Source organism: Flavobacterium sp. PMTSA4 (assembly GCF_032098525.1).
Classification (GTDB): domain Bacteria; phylum Bacteroidota; class Bacteroidia; order Flavobacteriales; family Flavobacteriaceae; genus Flavobacterium; species Flavobacterium capsici.
In genome coordinates, this window is the sequence record NZ_CP134890.1 from 532022 (window position 1) to 551399 (window position 19378).

The following is a 19378-nucleotide window of genomic DNA, read 5'->3' on the forward strand; positions in this document are numbered from 1 at the left end:
CTTTTAAACCTTTTCTAAGTCAACATTCCCCCATCAACGTTTAATACTTGTCCGGTAACGTAGGCACTTAAATCAGAAGCTAAATATAAACATGCGTTTGCTACGTCTTCTGGAGTTCCACCGCGTTTCAACGGAATAGAATCTCTCCAACCTTGCACTACATCTTCGTTTAATTTTGCTGTCATTTCTGTTTCTATAAATCCTGGTGCAATAGCATTGCAACGAATGTTTCTTGAACCTAATTCTAACGCAATAGATTTTGTGAATCCAATCATACCCGCTTTTGAAGCCGCATAATTGGCTTGTCCTGCGTTGCCTTTTACACCAACTACAGAACTCATATTTACGATAGAACCTTTACGGTTTTTAAGCATTACTTTTTGAACGGCTTTCGTCATGTTGAATACCGATTTCAAGTTGATTTCAATCACTTTATCAAAATCTTCTTCGCTCATACGCATCAACAAGTTGTCTTTTGTGATACCGGCATTGTTGATTAACACATCGATAGTTCCAAATTCGGCAATTACATCATCCACTAATTGTTGTGCTTCGTTAAAATCGGCAGCGTTTGATTTATAACCTTTGGCTTTGATACCTAAACTTGATAATTCATTTTCTAAAGCCATAGCCGATTCAACAGATGAACTATAAGTAAATGCTACGTTAGCACCGTTTTCGGCAAAAACTTTGGCAATTCCGCTTCCAATTCCGCGGCTAGCACCAGTAATGATGGCTACTTTTCCTTCTAATAATTTCATAAATGTGATTTTAGTAAATACAAAGGTCAAATATACTATTATTTTGAGGTTTAAAAAAAATAGATTTTAAACATAGCATACAAGAAATGTTTATTTTTATAGTCTAATGAAGTAGCGAATCTCTTTTTGATGCAAAACAATTCCTTTGATTTAAACTTTTTATATCAAAACTATAACGTATTGGTATATAACGTAGCGTTGCATTATGTTCAAAATGTTGAAGATGCCGAAGAAATTACGCAGGATGTGTTTGTAAAAGTACATCATTCCCTAAAAGATTTTAATCAAAAATCATCTCATAAAACCTGGATTTATCGCATTGCTATCAATCAATCGCTCGACTTTATCAAAAAGAAAAACAGTCAAAAGCGCTTTTTCATTTTTGGAAACCGTAGCCATAATGAAAACGAATACCTAAACGCTTCAACCTTTGAACATTCTGGAATTGATTTAGAAAAAAAAGAAGCTGCCAAGATATTATATACCACTATCAACACCTTACCCGACAATCAAAAAACAGCTTTTATCCTTTCCAAGATTGATGGATTATCCAATCCTGAAATTGGTGAAATTATGGAGTTATCGATTTCGGCGGTGGAGTCGTTAATTTTCAGAGCAAAAGGAAGTTTAAAAGAAAAATTAGCCACAAAATTTTCAGAATACCACAAGAATAAATAATAAACCGCGTCTAAATGAATATGGAAACAAAAGACAACTGGATTGAAAACATTTTAAACAGCACCGAAGGAATAACTAAAGTTGCTCCTAATGATGATTTGTTTTTAAGAATTCAAAACCACATAAAAGAGAATAAAGTTACTCCGCAAACTATTTGGTTGGTGGCGGCTTCCATCATGGTTTTAGTACTGCTTAATGTTACCGCTATTAAATCTAAAATGACGAGTAAACCAGAAACGGCTCAAACCTATATGTCGGTAGTTGTTTCGGAGAACAATCAAATTTATCAATAATAAATTATGGAAAAATCAAAACTATCAACTATTGCCATTATCGGCTTGTTATTGATAAACATCGCCACGCTTGGATTTTTGTTTTTAAATGGTCCGAAAGAAAGAAATCATCCGCCAATGGACCGAATGCGACCAAAGGACATGATTATTGAAAAATTACATTTTGATGATAACCAACAAAAAGAATTTCAAAAGCTAATCGATTGGCACAAAAAGGAAATCAGAAAGAATGACGAAACAATAAAAGCGTCAAAAATTGCGCTTTATGAGTTACTTTCGCAACAAGTGGTTGATGTAAAAGCCAAAGACAGTTTGATACTTGTGATAAATACCCATCAAAAAGAAATTGAGAACGTTCACTTTAAACACTTTGAAGACATAAAAAAACTCTGCAAACCCGAACAATTGGATGATTTCAATAACCTATCAAAAGAATTAGCCCGAATGTTTGCGCCACCAAAACCCCCACGAGGAAGGAATGATTAAGTGTAGCGGAATAGTAGTACTAGTGATGTTGTTTTTGACCAAAAGTTCAGCACAACAAAGCAATGCCATGCTACCAATTCAATTTAAACTCAAATTCAATACTACCGATGTTTCCAAAGGAACACCTTTCATCAGTGCTAAAGGCGATACCTTGTCCTTAGAAACTTTTAAATGCTACATTTCAAATGTGAAGTTAGAGTTTGCCGATAAAACCCAGTACAAGGAAAGCAACAGTTACCATTTGCTTGATTTAGATAGTGTTCACTCTTTCAAATTTGAACTTGCTAAGACTACGAATAAAAAAATCTCCAAAATCACGTTCAACGTTGGCATTGACAGTACTACCAATACTTCCGGAATTCAAACTGGCGTTTTAGACCCCATGAACGGTATGTATTGGGCTTGGCAAAGTGGTTATATCAATTTTAAAATTGAAGGTAAAAGTTCGAGTTGTAATACCCGAAACCATAAATTCCAGTTTCATATTGGTGGCTATCGTGCGCCCAATGATGCGATGCGAACCGTAGCATTGAATTGCAAAGACGACAACCTTGTTATTGCTATAGATTTAGCAACGTTCTTCAAGGATATTGAGTTGTCAAAAGACAATACCTTGATGATTCCGGGAGCAAAAGCCATGGAATTGGCCGATTTAACGAAAACCATCTTTCGATTGGAATGAAGCTAAAGATTCTTAAATACACAGGTTTTTTGGTGGTTGTTTTTGGTATCTATTCTTTTTCCAAAAGCTACTTCACTCCTATTTATTTTGAAGTACCCAAAAACTTTCCGAAACCAGTGTATGATTTTTCCAAGAATCCACTAACGGAAGAGAAATTCCAATTGGGTAGAACCTTGTTTTATGACCCAATACTTTCCCGAGACAATACTATTTCCTGCGCCAGTTGTCATTTGCAAGCTTCTGCCTTTACGCACATTGACCACGATTTGAGTCACGGCATTGATGGCAGAATTGGCACACGAAATTCATTGACGTTACAAAACCTGGCTTGGAGTAAAGATTTCATGTGGGATGGTGGCATCAATCATTTGGATGTGCAACCCATTACGCCGATTACCAGTGCTTTTGAAATGGATGAAATTTTGCCTAACGTGATTCAGAAACTGCAAAACAGCCCAAAATACAACGCTTTATTCATCAAAGCTTATGGCGATGCTAAAGTAAATACCGAACGATTGACCAAATCACTATCTCAATTTTTGGTGCAATTGGTTTCGGCTAATTCCAAGTACGACAAAGTGATGCGCCAAGAGGAAACCTTTACTCCACAAGAGCAAAACGGTTATACTTTATTCAAAAACAATTGTACTTCCTGTCATACAGAACCTTTGTTTACCACCGAAAAGTTTGAAACCAACGGTTTGCCTGTTGATGATTATTTAAAAGATGCTGGAAGAAGTAAAATCACCACCTTACCCAAAGACAGTTTACTGTTTAAAGTACCCACGTTGCGCAACATTCAATTTTCGTTTCCCTACATGCACGATGGTAGGTTTAAAACCTTAAATGAAGTGGTTTTGTTTTACAACACCAATCCTAACGCCAAAGCACTTTTATTCAAAAAAAACAACAGAGCAATGAATCTAAGCGATAACGAACGCGTTGATTTGATTGCCTTCCTGAAAACTTTGAGCGACAAAGAATTTCTTTTCAATCCTCGATATTCCTTTCCAAAAGAATAATAGTTGCAACATTAGCTGTGAGAAAAATTCTTGTTCTGTGTTATTAAATTTGATATATTTGACTAGTTGTTAGCTAAGTCCTTGAATTTAATATCTTTTTGCTAAAAATTTAAACTTTTGAAATCATGAAAATATTTTACTCCCAATTCCTTATTGTTTTTTTTATTGGAATTTCAAATGCACAAATTAATTTTGAACATAGTTACACTAATACTAGCGGTAGCAGCGGAAATCTTTATTCATTTAATACCTCTTCGGGATTATTTTATTATACAAAACAAAGTAATAATATTTCCATATATGATGAAAACCACAATTTTACACAAGATATTCCTATTATTCCTGGGTGTGAAATATTGTTTATAACAGATAAATTATTTAACAATGATGACAATGTAGAGATTGTAGTTCGCAAATCGAGAAATGTAACAGAGCAGAATCCTTATGCTCTTTATACAACTTGGGATATTTTTATTTTAGACAATCAAGGAAGCACTATTCATACATTTTTTGATAGAAAATACCCTCATGTGGTCAAAAACAGTCTTGGAGAATATAAATTAATAGTTGATGCAATTGGAAGTTGCGGTGGATGCACCTACAGTTATAATTATGTATATGATGTATACGGTTTACCAGGAACATTAAGTATAGATCAGCAAAGCAGTATTTTGGATAATAAAATTATTGGCTACCCTATTCCAACAAAAAAATTACTAACGTTAACTAATGTTATTCCTGATGCTAATAAAAAAATTGAAATTTATGATATATCAGGTAAAAAGGTAGCAGAAACTAAAATAATTATTGAAGACTCAGAAGCCAAAATTGATGTCAGTTCATTACAGTCAGGCGTTTACATTTGTCGCTATGATGATAAATCTATTAAGTTTATTAAAGAATAGGATAAACCGATAACGACCGAGTAGATTTACTCCTTTTTCTAACCACATTGAGCGATAAAGAATTTCTTTTCAATCCACGATATTCGGTTCCTAAAGAATAGTTATTTGTAATTGTGAATTTTGTAGATTTGGTAAATTAACCTCTAAGTCACCGTTTAAAATCATAAAATATGAGATTGTTTTTAGTTCTTTTAATTCCAATTGTTTTCTTTTCATCATGTAAAAAACAACCTGAAACAAAAATAATTGACCCGAATGAAATCAGTATCCATGAAATTGTACATGATACGTTAACCGCCAAACAGATTGAAGATATTACAAAGATTCATTCAACTTTTGCAGAGGTTGATACCACCAGTTTAGAAAATACATTAAATGATTTCAAAAGAGATTTGAATCCTGATGATGAAATTCAAATATGGTTGCAAATGGCAAATGCCTATCAGTCGTATATGAAAGGAAAAAACAAAACATTAGAACAAAAAAAAGAAGTTTACAAATTGATTTTATCTAGATCAATGATGAGTTCTGAGGAAGTAATTCAAAATTTAGATTTAAAAATTCTTAGCAAAAAAGAAGCAGAAGAAGTTTTGAGTTTTTATACCGATAATCCAATGCCAATAAGGGTTATTGAAGAGTAAATACAAACCAAAATGAAGAAATACATTTTACTTTTTTTCCTCTTTTCTTCCCTAATTGCAAAAGCAGATACTATTGCAACTTGGAATGTTTTCTATAATAATAAATTACTCAAACAGTTTAATGAAAATCCAGCTTTAAACGAAATCAAAATTAAATTATTGGAATATAAACTAGGTGATTATTTAGCAATACAATATGGAGATGACACGCCATCGCATGATTGTAAATATGAATTGGTTGTTGCTACAGATACAAAACTTGTAGTTTTTAGTTTGACTACTAAAGACAAGTACGAGCTAATGAAAATAGACCTAAAGGAGATAATTGCTGATTTCAAATCTTGGTCGTCGCCTCAAAAATTCTATCTAGTTTACTTCACTGAAATAAACAAACAAGGAAAAAGAGATACAGGCAGAAGACTCTTTACTATTAAATTAGAATAACATAATTACAACATTATTAACTTTCCTTTGCAATGGATAAATTCTTTAAAATTCAACTTTTATTTTTTGTATTTGTTCTCTCAAGTTGTGCTCAAAAGAAATCAAATGAAATTCAAAATGTAAAAGAAATTTCAAAAACAACCATTGAGGAATTTGAAATGGAAATTAATAATGGTGGCTTTAATCAATATTTTATTAATTCAAGTGGTCAGAATTGCTACAAAAGTCTCAAATTCTTAAAGCAAAATGGGAAAGTTAAAACAGCTAAACTTCTCGAAAATGCAATAGACTTAATTAACCCAAATCATATTCCTGAAGAAGAATTTATTCAGAAATTAAAAAAAAATGAAGTTGCAGAACTATACAACGAAAAAATAAGTGCTGAATTAAATAAACTCGACATCGAATTTTATAAGTATCCTGATGGTAGTTTAACAGAATAATTATCTTTTACAACTCACAAAAAAAAGGCCCAAAAACGAAACCGTTTTCAAGCCTTTCCGAAACAACAAAAGTGCACAACCCTAATTAATTACCAACAATGATGCTCACTACATCACTCCACACACCTACTCGGGCATCTTTAAACAAATACATCGCTCTATAGCGCCACACCGCACTTTCATTCCCACTCGGGATGGGCGTTGGGTCTACATATTTTGGAAACTGGTCTTTGTCAAAAGCCATGAAGCCTTTGCCCGTGTCTTTTTCAATCACGATGCCGTCATAACCGCCTTTTTTCCAATACAGATTCACATTACCACCATTCATTCCTGCGCGCAATACCGGTTGTGCCGTTTCAATAGGAATACGGTTATGACTGTCGCTTTCAATCCCAAGATCCAACCCAATGGCTCGGGTATAGTTACTGTGTGCCTTAATTCGGTTTACCAAAGTGGTAAAACGAAACTGAATTCCCGCAGTCACAGCACCCGGAATTGGTTCTAAATCAACCGTTGCTGGCACTGCCACATTAGTAACTAGCGGAGTGCCAAAACGCAAGTCATTTTTAAAACCTGTCCAACTCTTTTTAGTGTCAGCAAACCTGTTGGCTGCTGTAATTGCCCATTTAAAATAAGCACTGTCTTTGTTAACCTGATTAATGTCATCAATACTCAAATTAAACATTTCTTGATACGCTGGAATCTTATTGCAAAAATTGTCCAGCTGAAACGAAAACTGTTCGTCGTTCCGAACTACGTAATAATCCATACTTAAAATTTTTAATTAATAATTCAGTTTAGAGTCTATGTAGCTTCATTTCATAATTGTAAGATTTGCTGTTATAATGAATAACGCAAAAAGTATGTTTTTAGTATATGCAAAATTTCAAAAAAAATGCATTTTTTATCTTCTAATTATTTGAACACCCGACAGTAAAGGAAAAAAAAGTTGAAAATTTTTTAATTTTTTTTCAAAATAATAGTTTCATAGTCTTCTTAAAATTATCCGAAGGCTTCTTCTAATTATTTGAAGACGTCTTCATGAAGTTTTAAGACTTCTACGGATAATTTTAAGACGCCAACTTTTTATTTTAAGTCTTCTACCAATAATTTTTAGAGTTCTACGGATAATTTTTGGACGTCCAAAAACTTCCCGAAGAAGACTTCGCAAAGCTCGAAGAACACTTCATGCAATCTTTAGAAGCCAACGGATAATTTGAAGAACACTCCACTATTTGCGAAGAACACTTCGTGCAATTTGTAGAACACTTCATGAAGCGCGAAGAACACTTAAAACTTTCCGTAGAACTCTCCCGTTAATTTTTGGACGTCCAAAAATTATTGGGAGAATGCTTTTTTCAATTTAGCGGTAAGAAAAAAGTGTGTTTTGTGTTTAGAAATTATTTATATTTGAGAAATGAATAAAGTATGACGTTTGTCATACATATCTACCCAATTTTAGGTGTATATGTATGATTTTGTCATACATATATACAAGTTAGCGGCAAGTGGTCGACAATCGCACAAAAGAGAAAGAATGCAAAAACAATACAAAATCAGTTTCTTAGTTTACAGTGGAATGCTTGTGTTTGCTTTATTATTTATGCTATTACTTTTGGGCGCAAGTGGACACAGAATAAAATTAAACTATCAACATTATTTGATTGCCTTTTTTGCGGTAACAAGTATATCGTTTTTATATATGTTTCCGAAAATGTCAGCCGAAAAGAAGCTACAGAAAAATATTTGTGGAGTTTTGTGTTTAATTTTATTGTCGGTGAGTTCATATTTTGCTTTAGAAAATTTATACTCTATTTTAACTGAGAATTTGATAGCCGAGTTTAAAATAGCATCAATGGTATTTACTGGAATTTTTGTGACAGCAATTATTTATTTGTTGAAACAAATCTTTATGGAAATGAAACCGAATAGAAACGCATAACCACCAGCCGCTAACAGCGGTTTGCAGCTATGGCTGGTTTAGATTTTCATAGCCGGAAAATCTAAAGTCGAAAATTTGCTATCTTTACAACTAAACATTAAAAACGTCGCCACAGCTGCAAGCCGCGGAACGTTAGTGGCAAGGCTATGACGACACAACCCGACAGACAAATCGGGTTCTTTTTGATATTTTGTATTTTAGTAATTGCTTAAATAAACAAATTAACTATCTTTGCAATATGGACAACAATTCTTGCATACGACAACAAGCGGACATTAAACAAATAAATCGCTGTAAAAACCGAGTTTCAGAACTCAACGGCTCGTTTGACTATTTATCGAACGGACTTGAATTGGCAGGAAACAACGTAAGACTGAAAATTCTCTTTCTATTATATGAAGAAAAACGACTTTGTGTTTGTGATATAAGCGACATTCTCGGTATGACAATTTCAGCAGTTTCACAACACTTGAGAAAACTCAAAGACAGAAAACTTATTGAAACCGAACGAGAAGCACAAACCATTTTTTACTCGTTGACAAAAGAGTATGAAAAAATGCTGAAACCGTTTTTCAAAATACTTGACGAAAACAAAATATTAGAAACATTATGAAAACAGACAACAAACTAATCGGAGCAGGACTTTTAACAGCAATTGCAGCTTCATTGTGTTGCATTACACCTGTCTTGGCTCTCATTGCAGGAACAAGCGGACTTGCTTCTACTTTTTCTTGGCTCGAACCTTTCAGACCGTATTTTATCGGTTTGACAATTTTGGTTCTTGGTTTTGCTTGGTATCAAAAGTTGAAACCTAAAAAGCAAATTGACTGCAACTGTGAGACAGAAGAAAAACCAAAATTCATTCAGTCAAAAATGTTTTTAGGAATTGTAACAGCATTTGCAATCGTTATGCTTGCCTTTCCATACTATTCAAGCATTTTCTACCCAAAGAAAGAAAAGCAAATCATAGTAGTGGACAAATCCAATATTCAAAAAGTAAAATTTACGATTAGCGGAATGACTTGTGCGAGTTGCGAAGAACACGTAAATCACGAAGTAAATAAATTGACAGGAATAATAAGTTCAAACGCTTCATATGAAAATGGAAATGCAATCATAGAATTTGACAACTCAAAAACAAATATTTCTGAAATCGAAAAAGCAATAAACTCAACAGGATATTCTGTAACCGACAAAAAAGAAAATTAAAATGGAAATCAAATTACAATCAACAATAACTTGCCCCAACTGCGGACATAAGAAAGAAGAAACAATGCCGACAGACGCTTGCCAATATTTTTACGAATGTGAAAAATGCAAACAAGTTCTAAAACCAAAACAAGGCGACTGCTGTGTTTATTGTAGCTACGGAAGTGTTGCTTGTCCACCAATTCAGCAGGACAAAAAATGTTGCTGACAGACGGAAAACAAAGAAGCCCAGCCACTAACAGCGGTTTGGCAAAAGTGGCGGTTCAGTGCTTCGTATGACAGTTTTTCGTAAATTTGAAGTGTGTGCTTCGTATGAACATTTGTGGTTAAATCGCCACCTTCGCCAAGCCGCAAACCGTTGTGTGCAAGGCTACCCGACATCATACCAAAGCTCAACTTGAAACAGATAGAATAAAAATACTTCAATTGATTTAGAGAGGATTTTTGAAATTTGCAGAATATTTTACTTAAGACAGAACATTATGGATATTATCAATCTTCCCGAAAATTTATTTGAGGGAAACCACAATTCGTTAGAATTGCAAATTGCTAATTACGAAGTGTATAAAAATGCTTCCAAAAACAAAATTAACCTAAACAAAAATGTCATTAGTTTTTTGTTAGACGGCCAAAAGGATATTCACTTTTCTAACGACATCGTTTCTATAAATGACACACAATCTCTGCTTGTTTCATCAGGTAATTTTTTAATGACAGAGCTTGTTGGGACAAGCAGTTATCGTTGCTTGCTTTTTTTCTTTTCTCAAAAAAATATCAGCGATTTTTTATTGAAACACTCGCCTCAATTCAATCAAAATAAACCAACAATAACTGCTCCTTATTTCCTTATAGAAAAAGACAATTTCATTGTTCACTACATCAATTCTCTCAAACATGGCTTTGGTTTACACAAAACAATTTCACAAAAAATACTGGAACTAAAGTTTGAAGAAATTATGCTTTACTTAGCTAATAAATATGGACAACCTTTTTTTGCTTATCTAAATTCTTTATTAACCAGCGAACGAGAATTATCGTTTAAAAAAGTCATTGAAAAAAACCTGTACACTAATTTAAACATTGAAGAAGTAGCATTTCTATGCAATATGAGTGCATCTACCTTTAAAAGGAAATTCATCTCCATTTATCAAGAATCTCCGGGCAAATGGTTTCAACAAACACGATTGAACAAAGCAAGAGAATTGCTGCTTAACAACAAAGCAACTCCTTCCGAAATTTATATGGAATTTGGCTACGATAGCCTATCAAATTTTAGTACTGCCTTTAAAAATGAATTCGGATACAGCCCAAAACAGACTAACACAGTTTGACCTTTTTTCATAAGTTTTTGAACTAAATAAAAAAGCCTCACAAGCTTAGATGAGCTAAATTTGTTAAAACAAAATTGGTTTAATTAAAAAATAAAAAGACATGAAAAAATTAGGATTATTAGTTCGACTAGAAGCAAAAGCAGGAAAAGAAAAAAGTGTTGAAGAGTTTATTAAAAGTGCATTGCCACTTGCTAATGAAGAAGCGGGTACTATTACGTGGTATGCGTTCCGTATTGACGCTTCTACATTTGGCATTTTTGACACTTTTTCAGATGAAGAAGGTAGAGAAGCACATCTTGGTGGTAAGATTGCAAAGGCGTTAATGGAAAACGCTGCCGAGTTACTTGCTGCAGCACCCAAAATTGAGCCAATAAATATTTTGGCAGCGAAATAAGGGGTTATTAAACATTTAATGTTAGGCTGGCTGCCATAAAATCGTCTCGCGAATTTACGGCAGCCAGTTCTTTTTAAAACCTCCACAATGATTTTTTCAAAATTCAAAACATCGGTACCTAAACAAGACGAAGAAAAAGCCATAATTCAAATGCTTCAACCATTTTACACAGACTGCAAATTTTCTTTTAACTTAAATCACCCCCGCTACCGCACGAATCCTTTCGTGTGGTAACTAACATAAATACAAATCCTTTCATTGTAAAAATCTTGTTCATGAATAAGTATTATTAGTATATTTAACAAAGATTTTTTTAGTAACTCATGAGCCGTAATTATAAGTTTCAAAATCCAGAAGGATTATATTTTATAAGTTTTGCTGTTGTGGGCTGGTTAGATGTTTTTACTAGAAATGAATACAAAGATTTATTTTTGGAAAGTGTTGAATTTTGTCAAAAAAATAAAGGATTAGAAATTCATGCATGGTGTATAATGACTAGTCATGTTCATTTGATTTTTAAAAGTGTTAATGGTCAGAAACCAGAATTATTGATTGGAGATTTAAAGCGATTTACAAGTAATCAAATAGTAAAAGCTATTAGAGAAAATCCCAAAGAAAGTAGAAAAGAATTTTTAATTGATTATTTTAAAAAAGAGGCAGCTAAAAGTGCCAATGTTAATCAACATCAATTTTGGCGACATGACAATAAGCCAATTGAATTGTGGAGTAATGAAGTGATTCAACAAAAGATAGATTATATACATAACAATCCTGTTGAGGAAGGTTTTGTTTTTAGACCAGAAGATTATAAATATAGTAGTGCTTCAGATTATGCTGGTATGAAAGGTTTGCTAAATGATGTTATGGTCTTTCAATATTTTAAATTATAAAACCCACACGAAAGGATTCGTGCGGTAGCGGTGATATGACAAACTACAAACCAACTAAATATGAAAAAATATTTTGTAATTGCAGCCTTAATTTTTGTGGTGTTTTCTTCCGCTCAAAAAAATGTTAGTGTAGATGAATTGTTTAAAGCAAAAGAGAATGTAATTGGATTTCAATGTGGTGGTGGACCAACAGGAGGTTTTGCTGCAAAATTTTATCAATTGCTTAAAGAGAATAATTATTCAAAAATTAGAGAATTAATTTTTTCAAATATTCCTGCGGAAAAATTCTTTGCAGCAGTTACTTGTAATAAATTATCAGATTTCAAAAAAATTGAATTGTCACCTGAAGAAAAGAAAATAATCGCAGAAATATATAATTCAAATGACATTGTTTATTCATGTTGGGGTTGCTCCTATATAAGAGCTAAATCCATTCGAGAATATGTTAATGATAAACATGATACTCTTATAATGTTTAAAATGGAATATATGATTGAAGAGTTACTAAAGTAAAAAGGTTGTTGCTACTTTTTAGCATTATTAAGCTATCGTAAAAAAATAAAAACCCACCGCAAGAAATAAATTTTAATTTCGTCTAAGTAGATAACTAACGTTATAAAGATGAAAAAAACAAGCGCGCTATTCTTCCTTATGGGTGTTGTGGCACTACAGGCACAAACCAATCCTGCCATTACCAAGTTTTTACAAAACACTACGGGTATAACCGGTCGTCATTATGTAGCAGGAAATGCAACGCCTATTACGGATGCGGTGCAAGCCAATGTGCAATCGGTGCACTACAATGCCACCTACTCTTTTGTTTCGGCTACGGGTATTCCTGCCTACATTACTGGGCCGTTTCAAGATGGAAATCCTTCGTTGGCAGCGGCTCAAAATAAAATTTTCAGAATTCCACTAGCACCAACCCAAAACACAGGAACGCCTACGCCAACCAATGCGGGTAATATTGGTGTGTTTATTAATGGCGTAGCCTTGTTTGATTATCGCGATGGCGTAGCGTGGAACAATAGTACTATGGCGTTGTGTGGCGGACCAGGGAATCCTCCGTGTCCTGGCGGACCAGGTACTACTCAAGCTTGGAACCGAGATGCTATTCCTGCCGAACGAGCCGGTTTTGATTGTGCAAAAGCACATCCTGCCATGGGGAATTACCACCATCATCAAAACCCAAGTGCGTTTAATTTGGATTTAGTAGTACTTTCTAATGTATGCGATACCTATCCTTCTGATGGGTTGTATGTGATTAACCCAAACCAACATTCGCCACTTTTAGGTTTTGCCTATGATGGTTTTCCTATTTATGGTGCCTATGGCTATATCAATACTAACGGAACGGGAGCAATAACCAGAATGAAATCGAGCTATCAATTAAAAAATCAAACTACGCGTACTAATGGTCCTGCGGTCAATCAGGTGTTGGGTGCACAAACGTTCTTTAATGGTTATTTCCGTGAAGACTATGAATACATAGCCCATCCGGGTGACCCAACCTATCTTGACGAACACAACGGTAGATTTTGCGTCACTCCTGAGTATCCTAATGGGATTTATTGTTATTTTACTACGGTGGATGCCAATCACAATTCGGAGTATCCTTATGCTGTTGGGCCAACTTTTTATGGCAATGTTGTGGTTACCACCGTTACCTCTGTTCCTGCTGGAGCAACACAATACAATCAACCTTTGTCAACCGCAAGTTTAGATGATAGTAATTTTAAAGTAGTAGTAGCACCAAACCCAGCACAAGAGTTCATCGCCATTCAAACCAACACCACCGAAAATGATTTGAGTGTTGAACTTATTGATGAGTTGGGTAAAATTGTAAAAACCAGTAAAATTGTGCAAGGCAGCACACTGTGTGTCTTAGAAACCGATACGTTATACAATGGGGTTTATATTATCAAAATTTCGGATGCTAAAAATGTTACAGCCAAAAAAGTAATTATTTCTAAATAAAAAAAGCACCGCGATTGCGATGCTTTAAAAAATATCTATTCAAAGTTAGGCTTATCCTAAAACTTCTTTTACTTTCTTTCCGATTTCTGCAGGAGAATCTACTACGTGAATGCCGTTTTCTCTCATGATGCGTTTTTTAGCTTCAGCAGTATCATCTGCTCCACCAACAATTGCACCGGCATGTCCCATAGTTCTTCCTTTTGGAGCTGTTTCTCCGGCAATGAATCCTACTACTGGTTTTCTGTTTCCATCAGCTTTTACCCATTTAGCAGCATCTGCTTCCAGTTGTCCACCAATTTCACCAATCATAACGATACAATGTGTTTCTGGGTCGTTCATCAATAACTCAACTGCTTCTTTTGTAGTTGTTCCAATGATTGGGTCACCACCAATTCCGATAGCGGTTGTGATTCCTAAACCTTGTTTTACAACTTGGTCTGCCGCTTCATAGGTTAATGTTCCTGATTTAGAAACAATACCTACGTTTCCTTTTTTGAATACAAAACCTGGCATGATACCTACTTTTGCCTCTTCTGGAGTAATTACTCCCGGACAGTTAGGACCAATCAAACGACAGTTTCTGTTTTTAATATAAGCGTTAGCTTTAATCATATCGGCCACAGGAATTCCTTCGGTGATAGTGATGATTACTTTAATACCTGCATCGGCAGCTTCCATAATGGCATCGGCAGCAAAAGCAGGCGGAACAAAAATAATAGTAGTATCGGCACCTGCTTGGTCAACAGCATCTTTTACCGTATTGAAAACAGGACGGTCTAAGTGAGTTGTTCCTCCTTTTCCTGGAGTAACACCACCAACCACGTTAGTTCCATACTCAATCATTTGAGTAGCATGGAATGTTCCTTCGCTTCCTGTAAATCCTTGTACAATTATTTTTGAATCTTTATTAACTAAAACGCTCATAGTATGTATTTATTTGTGTGTTTATTTTTTTGTTTTGCAAAAGTAGAAAATAGTAATTAGTTATCAGTACTTAGTACTTAGTTTTTTCCTTATTATACTTGGCTCATTTGATAACCACGGTACAACTTGTCATCTTTTAGTTCCCAAATGACCATATAATTGGCAATAAACATTTCTTCTCTTGGGTTTTCGATGGTTTTAGCGTATTGGGTAAAACGAACCACAACGGTGTCGCCTTTGGCTATTAAATGTGTGATATTATATTTTATGCGAACATAAGCTTTGCTCAGTTCAGTACTGAAATCAAGAAGTTGTTTTTTATTAAACTTTGAAAATCCTTTTGACGAATTCCATTCAAGAACTACATCGGGATGCAAAAATTCGCTAACGGCATCAACATCGAGAACGACATCTGATTTATAATAATTAGATACAATATCCTTTGGTTTCATATCTTATTTTAATTTTTCTAAAATTTCAGGAATGCGTTTTAAATAGGCAAATTGTTTCATTTTTTCTCTAGCTTCATCAATTGGAGTACCAGAATAGGTTTTTCCACCTTCAATAGATTTGCTTACACCTGTTTGACCAAGAACAACAGCTTTGGCACCTATAGTAATACCACTAGTGGTTCCAACTTGTCCCCAAAGGGTAACTTCATCTTCTATAACGACACAACCAGCAATACCCGTTTGTGCAGCAATTAAGCATTTTTTACCAATAATGGTGTCATGACCAACATGTACTTGATTGTCAATTTTTGTTCCAGCACCAATAGTAGTATCACCAGTCACGCCTTTATCGATAGTACACGATGCGCCTATTCCAACATTGTCTTCAATAACTACTCTACCACATGAAAGTAATTGGTCAAAACCTTCGGGACGTTTTTTATAATAAAAAGCATCGGCTCCAAGAACAGTACCTGAATGAATGATTACATTATTGCCAATAACTGTGTTGTCATAGACTATTACATTGGCATGAAGCAAGCAGTTTTTACCAATGGTAACATTGTTTCCAATAAAACAATTGGGTTGAATAACTGTATTCTCTCCAATGGTAGCCGATGGAGCAACACTCACATTAGCTGCAACAAAAGGACGAAAATGTTTGGACAGTTTATTGAAATCTCTAAACGGATCATCAGAAATAAGCAACGCTTTGCCTTCTGGACACTCAACTTCTTTGTTGATTAGAACAATAGTAGCGGCTGACTGCAAGGCTTTGTCGTAATATTTTGGATGGTCAACAAATACAATATCGCCTGGAGTAACGACGTGAATTTCATTCATCCCGTGTACCGGAAAATCGTCAGCACCAACATAAGTAGTGTTGATAATGGCTGCGATTTCTTTAAGCGAATGTATTTTTGGAAATTTCATTTGTTTATAAAGATTATAAGTTTAAAAGTTTATAAGGTTAAAAGAGGTTGACTTAAGTTTACTTATAAACTTATAACCTCCTAAACTTTTAAACTATTCTTTTACTCTCTCCATATAATTTCCTGAAGCGGTATCAATCTTGATTTTATCGCCTTCGTTGATGAATAAAGGAACGTTTACTGTTGCACCTGTTTCAACCGTTGCTGGTTTGGTTGCGTTTGTAGCTGTGTTTCCTTTTACACCTGGTTCAGCATACGTAACTTCAAGAATAACTGAAGCTGGCATATCTACAGAAAGTGGTAAATCGGTTTCAGTATTGATTTGAAGCATTACATTAGTTCCTTCTTTTAATAAATCAGGAGCATCAAGCACATCTCTCATTAAAGTAATTTGCTCATAATTTTCAACATTCATAAAATGGAAAGTATTTCCTTCTGCATATAAAAACTGATAAGTTTGAGTTTCAACTCGAACAACGTCAATTTTGTGTCCTGCAGAAAACGTATTGTCCAATACTTTTCCGTTGGTTACTGATTTTAACTTTGTTCTAACGAACGCAGGACCTTTTCCTGGTTTTACGTGAAGGAATTCAATGATTTTATAAATATCATGGTTGTACTTAATGCATAATCCGTTTCTAATATCTGATGTAGATGCCATTGTAATGTGTATTTGTTTATTCTTTGTTTGCTTAAATTTTTAGTATGAACCCGAGTAACCTTTCATGATACCACGAGATGAATTTCTGATGAAATCTAATATTTCGTCACGCTCAGGCGAAGCCGACATTTCAGCTTCAATGATTCCCATAGCTTGAGAAGTATTGTAATTCTTTTGATAAAGAATTCTATAAATATCTTGAATTTCTCTAATCTTTTCAGATGTGAAACCTCTTCTTCTCAAACCAACAGAATTGATACCCACATAGGATAAAGGTTCTTTTGCCGCTTTGGTATAAGGAGGAACATCTTTACGAACCAATGAACCACCCGAAATCATAGCGTGGTCACCAATATGAATGAACTGATGAATAGCAGCCAAACCACCAATGATGGCATAACTTCCAACAATTACATGACCTGCCAATGCAACACCATTAACAATGATAGCATTATCGCCAATATGACAATCGTGAGCAATGTGAGCTGTTGCCATAATCAGACAGTTTTTTCCAATAACCGTTTGACCTGAAGCAATCGTTCCTCTGTTGATGGTAACACATTCTCTGACGGTTGTATTATCACCAATTATTGCAAGTGAATCTTCACCTCCAAATTTTAAATCTTGAGGAACAGCAGCGATTACAGCACCTGGAAATATATTGCAGTTTTTACCGATTCTTGCACCTTCCATAATGGTAACATTTGAACCTATCCAAGTTCCTTCGCCAATAACGACATTGTTGTGTATAGTTGTAAAAGGATCAATAACTACATTTCGTGCAATTTTTGCTCCCGGATGAACGTATGCTAAAGGTTGATTCATATTTTATTGTTTATGGTTAATAGTTTGTTGTTTATTGTTTACAATTATTAGCGTTAACTATAAACTAAAAACAAAAAACTATAAACTTTACTTATTATTGTTTTTTGGCAATTTGAGCCATTAATTCTGCTTCTGCAACTAATTTTCCATTAGCATATGCATTAGCTTGCATGTGACAAATTCCTCTACGAATAGGAGAAATCAAATCACATTTAAACGTCAATGTATCACCAGGCAATACTTTGTGCTTAAACTTTACATTGTCTATTTTCATAAAATAGGTCAAGTAATTTTCAGGATCAGGAACCGAACTTAAGATTAATATTCCTCCAGTTTGTGCCATTGCTTCTACAATTAAAACACCTGGCATTACTGGTGCTCCAGGAAAATGACCCACGAAGAAATCTTCATTCATAGTAACATTCTTTAAACCTACCACATGATTGTCCGACATTTCAATGATTCTGTCAACCAATAAGAAAGGTGGTCTATGTGGAAGAATACTCATGATTTTGTGAATGTCCATCAAAGGTTCAGCATGTAAATCGTAAACCGGAATTTGATTGCGTTGCTCTATTTTAATGATTTTTGATAATTTCTTAGCAAATTGTGTATTTACAAAATGTCCTGGTTTGTTGGCAATAACTTTTCCTTTAATCTTTACTCCTACCAATGCTAAATCACCAACAACGTCAAGCAATTTATGTCTTGCAGCTTCGTTTGGATGATGTAATGTTAGGTTATCCAAAATACCATTAGGTTTAACAGTCAAAGTTTCTTTGTTGAAAGCAACTTTTAGGTTTTCCATTGTTTTTGGAGAAATATCTTTGTCAACATAAACAATAGCATTGTTTAAATCTCCACCTTTTATTAAACCATTATCAAGTAATGTCTCTAATTCATGAAGGAAACTAAATGTTCTTGAATCTGCAATTTCAGTTTTAAATTCACCTATGTTTTTCATGGTAGCATTTTGTGTACCAAGAACTTTTGTGCCAAAATCGACCATTGTTGTAACTTGATAATCATCGGCTGGCATTAAAAGAATTTCACTTCCAGTTGTTTCATCAGTATATGAAATTACTTCTTTCACAACATAATAACAACGCTCAGCATCTTGTTCAACAATTCCCGCTTTTTCGATAGCTTCAACAAAAAACTTAGAAGAACCATCCATAATTGGTGGCTCAGATTCATTAAGTTCAATAATAACGTTGTCAACATCGCAACCTACAAAAGCAGCTAAAACGTGTTCAGAAGTTTGAATTTTTACACCTAGTTTTTCAAGATTAGTACCACGTTGTGTGTTTACAACATAGTTAGCATCTGCTTCAATGACTGGACTGCCTTCTAAATCAACTCTAACAAATGTAAAACCGTTATTAACGGGTGCAGGTTTAAAAGTCATTTTAACCTCTTTACCTGTGTGAAGTCCAACTCCTGTTAAGGAAATTTCGTTTTGGATGGTTTTTTGTTTAACCATTGG

At 34.4% G+C, this 19378-nt stretch carries 26 protein-coding genes; 18 read left to right on the plus strand and 8 right to left on the minus strand.

The window, feature by feature from the left end; translation table 11 throughout:
• Nucleotides 1–14: 14 nt before the first annotated feature.
• Nucleotides 15–761, minus strand: coding sequence for a 3-oxoacyl-[acyl-carrier-protein] reductase (gene fabG, locus RN605_RS02460; RefSeq protein ID WP_313321892.1), 747 nt, complete (start codon nt 759–761; stop codon nt 15–17).
• A 129-nt stretch (nt 762–890) separates the two neighbouring features.
• On the opposite strand from fabG, the gene RN605_RS02465 reads away from it, so the two are divergent.
• The 9 genes from RN605_RS02465 to RN605_RS02505 all read left to right on the plus strand — a co-directional run bounded on the left by RN605_RS02465 (nt 891) and on the right by RN605_RS02505 (nt 6355).
• Nucleotides 891–1439: an RNA polymerase sigma factor gene (locus RN605_RS02465; RefSeq protein WP_313321894.1), complete on the plus strand. Its 549-nt coding sequence runs from the start codon at nt 891–893 to the stop codon at nt 1437–1439.
• A 14-nt stretch (nt 1440–1453) separates the two neighbouring features.
• Nucleotides 1454–1732: a hypothetical protein gene (locus tag RN605_RS02470; protein WP_313321896.1), complete on the plus strand. Its 279-nt coding sequence runs from the start codon at nt 1454–1456 to the stop codon at nt 1730–1732.
• A gap of 6 nt (nt 1733–1738) precedes the next feature.
• Nucleotides 1739–2218 (plus strand): hypothetical protein, encoded by a 480-nt coding sequence (locus RN605_RS02475; protein WP_313321897.1) that lies wholly within the window; start codon nt 1739–1741, stop codon nt 2216–2218.
• Nucleotides 2211–2900 carry an MbnP family protein gene (locus RN605_RS02480; protein WP_313321899.1) on the plus strand — a complete coding sequence of 230 codons (690 nt, stop codon included), beginning with the start codon at nt 2211–2213 and terminating at the stop codon, nt 2898–2900. The genes RN605_RS02475 and RN605_RS02480 overlap by 8 nt, the downstream gene beginning before the upstream one ends.
• A complete protein-coding gene (locus RN605_RS02485; protein ID WP_313321901.1) occupies nt 2897–3922 on the plus strand; it encodes a cytochrome-c peroxidase in 1026 nt (341 codons plus the stop codon). The genes RN605_RS02480 and RN605_RS02485 overlap by 4 nt, the downstream gene beginning before the upstream one ends.
• A 125-nt stretch (nt 3923–4047) precedes the next feature.
• Entirely contained in the window at nt 4048–4827 is a 780-nt protein-coding gene (locus tag RN605_RS02490; protein WP_313321902.1) for a T9SS type A sorting domain-containing protein, read from the plus strand.
• A 170-nt stretch (nt 4828–4997) separates the two neighbouring features.
• Nucleotides 4998–5468 carry a hypothetical protein gene (locus RN605_RS02495; RefSeq protein ID WP_313321904.1) on the plus strand — a complete coding sequence of 157 codons (471 nt, stop codon included), beginning with the start codon at nt 4998–5000 and terminating at the stop codon, nt 5466–5468.
• 12 nt (nt 5469–5480) lie between these two features.
• Entirely contained in the window at nt 5481–5912 is a 432-nt protein-coding gene (locus RN605_RS02500) for a hypothetical protein (protein ID WP_313321906.1), read from the plus strand.
• Nucleotides 5913–5944: 32 nt separating this feature from the next.
• The gene (locus RN605_RS02505; RefSeq protein WP_313321907.1) at nt 5945–6355 is read left to right on the plus strand and encodes a DMP19 family protein; all 411 of its coding nucleotides are present in this window, start codon (nt 5945–5947) and stop codon (nt 6353–6355) included.
• Nucleotides 6356–6440: 85 nt separating this feature from the next.
• Here the strand turns inward: RN605_RS02505 and RN605_RS02510 are convergent, their stop codons facing one another.
• On the minus strand, nt 6441–7124 hold the full coding sequence (locus RN605_RS02510) for a hypothetical protein (protein WP_313321909.1): 684 nt from the start codon (nt 7122–7124) through the stop codon (nt 6441–6443).
• 768 nt (nt 7125–7892) lie between these two features.
• Here RN605_RS02510 and RN605_RS02515 point away from each other — a divergent pair.
• The 9 genes from RN605_RS02515 (at nt 7893) to RN605_RS02555 (ending at nt 14098) form a co-directional block, all read left to right on the plus strand.
• A complete protein-coding gene (locus tag RN605_RS02515; protein ID WP_313321910.1) occupies nt 7893–8297 on the plus strand; it encodes a hypothetical protein in 405 nt (134 codons plus the stop codon).
• A 238-nt stretch (nt 8298–8535) separates the two neighbouring features.
• Nucleotides 8536–8910, plus strand: coding sequence for an ArsR/SmtB family transcription factor (locus RN605_RS02520; protein WP_313321911.1), 375 nt, complete (start codon nt 8536–8538; stop codon nt 8908–8910).
• Nucleotides 8907–9506, plus strand: a complete 600-nt coding sequence (gene merTP, locus RN605_RS02525; protein WP_035630394.1) for a mercuric transport protein MerTP — start codon at nt 8907–8909, stop codon at nt 9504–9506. The genes RN605_RS02520 and merTP overlap by 4 nt, the downstream gene beginning before the upstream one ends.
• Nucleotide 9507: 1 nt before the next feature.
• Nucleotides 9508–9714 (plus strand): GDCCVxC domain-containing (seleno)protein, encoded by a 207-nt coding sequence (locus RN605_RS02530; RefSeq protein WP_069796431.1) that lies wholly within the window; start codon nt 9508–9510, stop codon nt 9712–9714.
• Nucleotides 9715–9988: 274 nt separating this feature from the next.
• Nucleotides 9989–10837, plus strand: a complete 849-nt coding sequence (locus tag RN605_RS02535; RefSeq protein WP_313321914.1) for a helix-turn-helix domain-containing protein — start codon at nt 9989–9991, stop codon at nt 10835–10837.
• Between the two features lie 100 nt (nt 10838–10937).
• Nucleotides 10938–11231 carry a putative quinol monooxygenase gene (locus tag RN605_RS02540; RefSeq protein WP_313321916.1) on the plus strand — a complete coding sequence of 98 codons (294 nt, stop codon included), beginning with the start codon at nt 10938–10940 and terminating at the stop codon, nt 11229–11231.
• A 323-nt stretch (nt 11232–11554) separates the two neighbouring features.
• Nucleotides 11555–12121: an REP-associated tyrosine transposase gene (locus tag RN605_RS02545; RefSeq protein WP_313321918.1), complete on the plus strand. Its 567-nt coding sequence runs from the start codon at nt 11555–11557 to the stop codon at nt 12119–12121.
• Between the two features lie 60 nt (nt 12122–12181).
• On the plus strand, nt 12182–12634 hold the full coding sequence (locus tag RN605_RS02550) for a hypothetical protein (protein WP_313321920.1): 453 nt from the start codon (nt 12182–12184) through the stop codon (nt 12632–12634).
• 108 nt (nt 12635–12742) lie between these two features.
• Nucleotides 12743–14098 carry a YHYH protein gene (locus RN605_RS02555; protein ID WP_313321922.1) on the plus strand — a complete coding sequence of 452 codons (1356 nt, stop codon included), beginning with the start codon at nt 12743–12745 and terminating at the stop codon, nt 14096–14098.
• A 51-nt stretch (nt 14099–14149) separates the two neighbouring features.
• Here RN605_RS02555 and sucD read toward each other — a convergent pair whose 3' ends face one another.
• The 6 genes from sucD to RN605_RS02585 all read right to left on the minus strand — a co-directional run bounded on the left by sucD (nt 14150) and on the right by RN605_RS02585 (nt 19375).
• Nucleotides 14150–15022: a succinate--CoA ligase subunit alpha gene (gene sucD / locus RN605_RS02560; RefSeq protein WP_313321924.1), complete on the minus strand. Its 873-nt coding sequence runs from the start codon at nt 15020–15022 to the stop codon at nt 14150–14152.
• Between the two features lie 92 nt (nt 15023–15114).
• A complete protein-coding gene (locus tag RN605_RS02565) occupies nt 15115–15474 on the minus strand; it encodes a nuclear transport factor 2 family protein (protein WP_313321925.1) in 360 nt (119 codons plus the stop codon).
• Nucleotides 15475–15477: 3 nt separating this feature from the next.
• On the minus strand, nt 15478–16407 hold the full coding sequence (locus tag RN605_RS02570) for a UDP-3-O-(3-hydroxymyristoyl)glucosamine N-acyltransferase (RefSeq protein WP_313321927.1): 930 nt from the start codon (nt 16405–16407) through the stop codon (nt 15478–15480).
• Between the two features lie 93 nt (nt 16408–16500).
• The gene (efp, locus tag RN605_RS02575; RefSeq protein ID WP_313321929.1) at nt 16501–17067 is read right to left on the minus strand and encodes an elongation factor P; all 567 of its coding nucleotides are present in this window, start codon (nt 17065–17067) and stop codon (nt 16501–16503) included.
• Nucleotides 17068–17106: 39 nt separating this feature from the next.
• Entirely contained in the window at nt 17107–17892 is a 786-nt protein-coding gene (gene lpxA / locus RN605_RS02580) for an acyl-ACP--UDP-N-acetylglucosamine O-acyltransferase (protein WP_313321931.1), read from the minus strand.
• Between the two features lie 94 nt (nt 17893–17986).
• Entirely contained in the window at nt 17987–19375 is a 1389-nt protein-coding gene (locus tag RN605_RS02585; RefSeq protein ID WP_313321933.1) for a bifunctional UDP-3-O-[3-hydroxymyristoyl] N-acetylglucosamine deacetylase/3-hydroxyacyl-ACP dehydratase, read from the minus strand.
• Nucleotides 19376–19378: the final 3 nt, after the last annotated feature.

Bases quoted from the DNA above. Each gene is read 5' to 3' on its own strand.
- RN605_RS02500 (WP_313321906.1), top strand. From the start codon at position 5,481: ATGAAGAAATACATTTTACTTTTTTTCCTCTTTTCTTCCCTAATTGCA.
- RN605_RS02465 (WP_313321894.1), top strand. From the start codon at position 891: ATGCAAAACAATTCCTTTGATTTAAACTTTTTATATCAAAACTATAAC.
- RN605_RS02520 (WP_313321911.1), top strand. From the start codon at position 8,536: ATGGACAACAATTCTTGCATACGACAACAAGCGGACATTAAACAAATA.
- sucD (WP_313321924.1), bottom strand. From the start codon at position 15,022: ATGAGCGTTTTAGTTAATAAAGATTCAAAAATAATTGTACAAGGATTT.
- RN605_RS02475 (WP_313321897.1), top strand. From the start codon at position 1,739: ATGGAAAAATCAAAACTATCAACTATTGCCATTATCGGCTTGTTATTG.
- RN605_RS02490 (WP_313321902.1), top strand. From the start codon at position 4,048: ATGAAAATATTTTACTCCCAATTCCTTATTGTTTTTTTTATTGGAATT.
- RN605_RS02570 (WP_313321927.1), bottom strand. From the start codon at position 16,407: ATGAAATTTCCAAAAATACATTCGCTTAAAGAAATCGCAGCCATTATC.
- fabG (WP_313321892.1), bottom strand. From the start codon at position 761: ATGAAATTATTAGAAGGAAAAGTAGCCATCATTACTGGTGCTAGCCGC.
- RN605_RS02555 (WP_313321922.1), top strand. From the start codon at position 12,743: ATGAAAAAAACAAGCGCGCTATTCTTCCTTATGGGTGTTGTGGCACTA.
- RN605_RS02545 (WP_313321918.1), top strand. From the start codon at position 11,555: ATGAGCCGTAATTATAAGTTTCAAAATCCAGAAGGATTATATTTTATA.
- RN605_RS02550 (WP_313321920.1), top strand. From the start codon at position 12,182: ATGAAAAAATATTTTGTAATTGCAGCCTTAATTTTTGTGGTGTTTTCT.
- RN605_RS02565 (WP_313321925.1), bottom strand. From the start codon at position 15,474: ATGAAACCAAAGGATATTGTATCTAATTATTATAAATCAGATGTCGTT.
- RN605_RS02495 (WP_313321904.1), top strand. From the start codon at position 4,998: ATGAGATTGTTTTTAGTTCTTTTAATTCCAATTGTTTTCTTTTCATCA.
- RN605_RS02480 (WP_313321899.1), top strand. From the start codon at position 2,211: ATGATTAAGTGTAGCGGAATAGTAGTACTAGTGATGTTGTTTTTGACC.
- merTP (WP_035630394.1), top strand. From the start codon at position 8,907: ATGAAAACAGACAACAAACTAATCGGAGCAGGACTTTTAACAGCAATT.
- RN605_RS02470 (WP_313321896.1), top strand. From the start codon at position 1,454: ATGAATATGGAAACAAAAGACAACTGGATTGAAAACATTTTAAACAGC.
- RN605_RS02485 (WP_313321901.1), top strand. From the start codon at position 2,897: ATGAAGCTAAAGATTCTTAAATACACAGGTTTTTTGGTGGTTGTTTTT.
- lpxA (WP_313321931.1), bottom strand. From the start codon at position 17,892: ATGAATCAACCTTTAGCATACGTTCATCCGGGAGCAAAAATTGCACGA.
- RN605_RS02535 (WP_313321914.1), top strand. From the start codon at position 9,989: ATGGATATTATCAATCTTCCCGAAAATTTATTTGAGGGAAACCACAAT.
- RN605_RS02585 (WP_313321933.1), bottom strand. From the start codon at position 19,375: ATGGTTAAACAAAAAACCATCCAAAACGAAATTTCCTTAACAGGAGTT.
- RN605_RS02510 (WP_313321909.1), bottom strand. From the start codon at position 7,124: ATGGATTATTACGTAGTTCGGAACGACGAACAGTTTTCGTTTCAGCTG.
- RN605_RS02505 (WP_313321907.1), top strand. From the start codon at position 5,945: ATGGATAAATTCTTTAAAATTCAACTTTTATTTTTTGTATTTGTTCTC.
- RN605_RS02540 (WP_313321916.1), top strand. From the start codon at position 10,938: ATGAAAAAATTAGGATTATTAGTTCGACTAGAAGCAAAAGCAGGAAAA.
- efp (WP_313321929.1), bottom strand. From the start codon at position 17,067: ATGGCATCTACATCAGATATTAGAAACGGATTATGCATTAAGTACAAC.
- RN605_RS02530 (WP_069796431.1), top strand. From the start codon at position 9,508: ATGGAAATCAAATTACAATCAACAATAACTTGCCCCAACTGCGGACAT.
- RN605_RS02515 (WP_313321910.1), top strand. From the start codon at position 7,893: ATGCAAAAACAATACAAAATCAGTTTCTTAGTTTACAGTGGAATGCTT.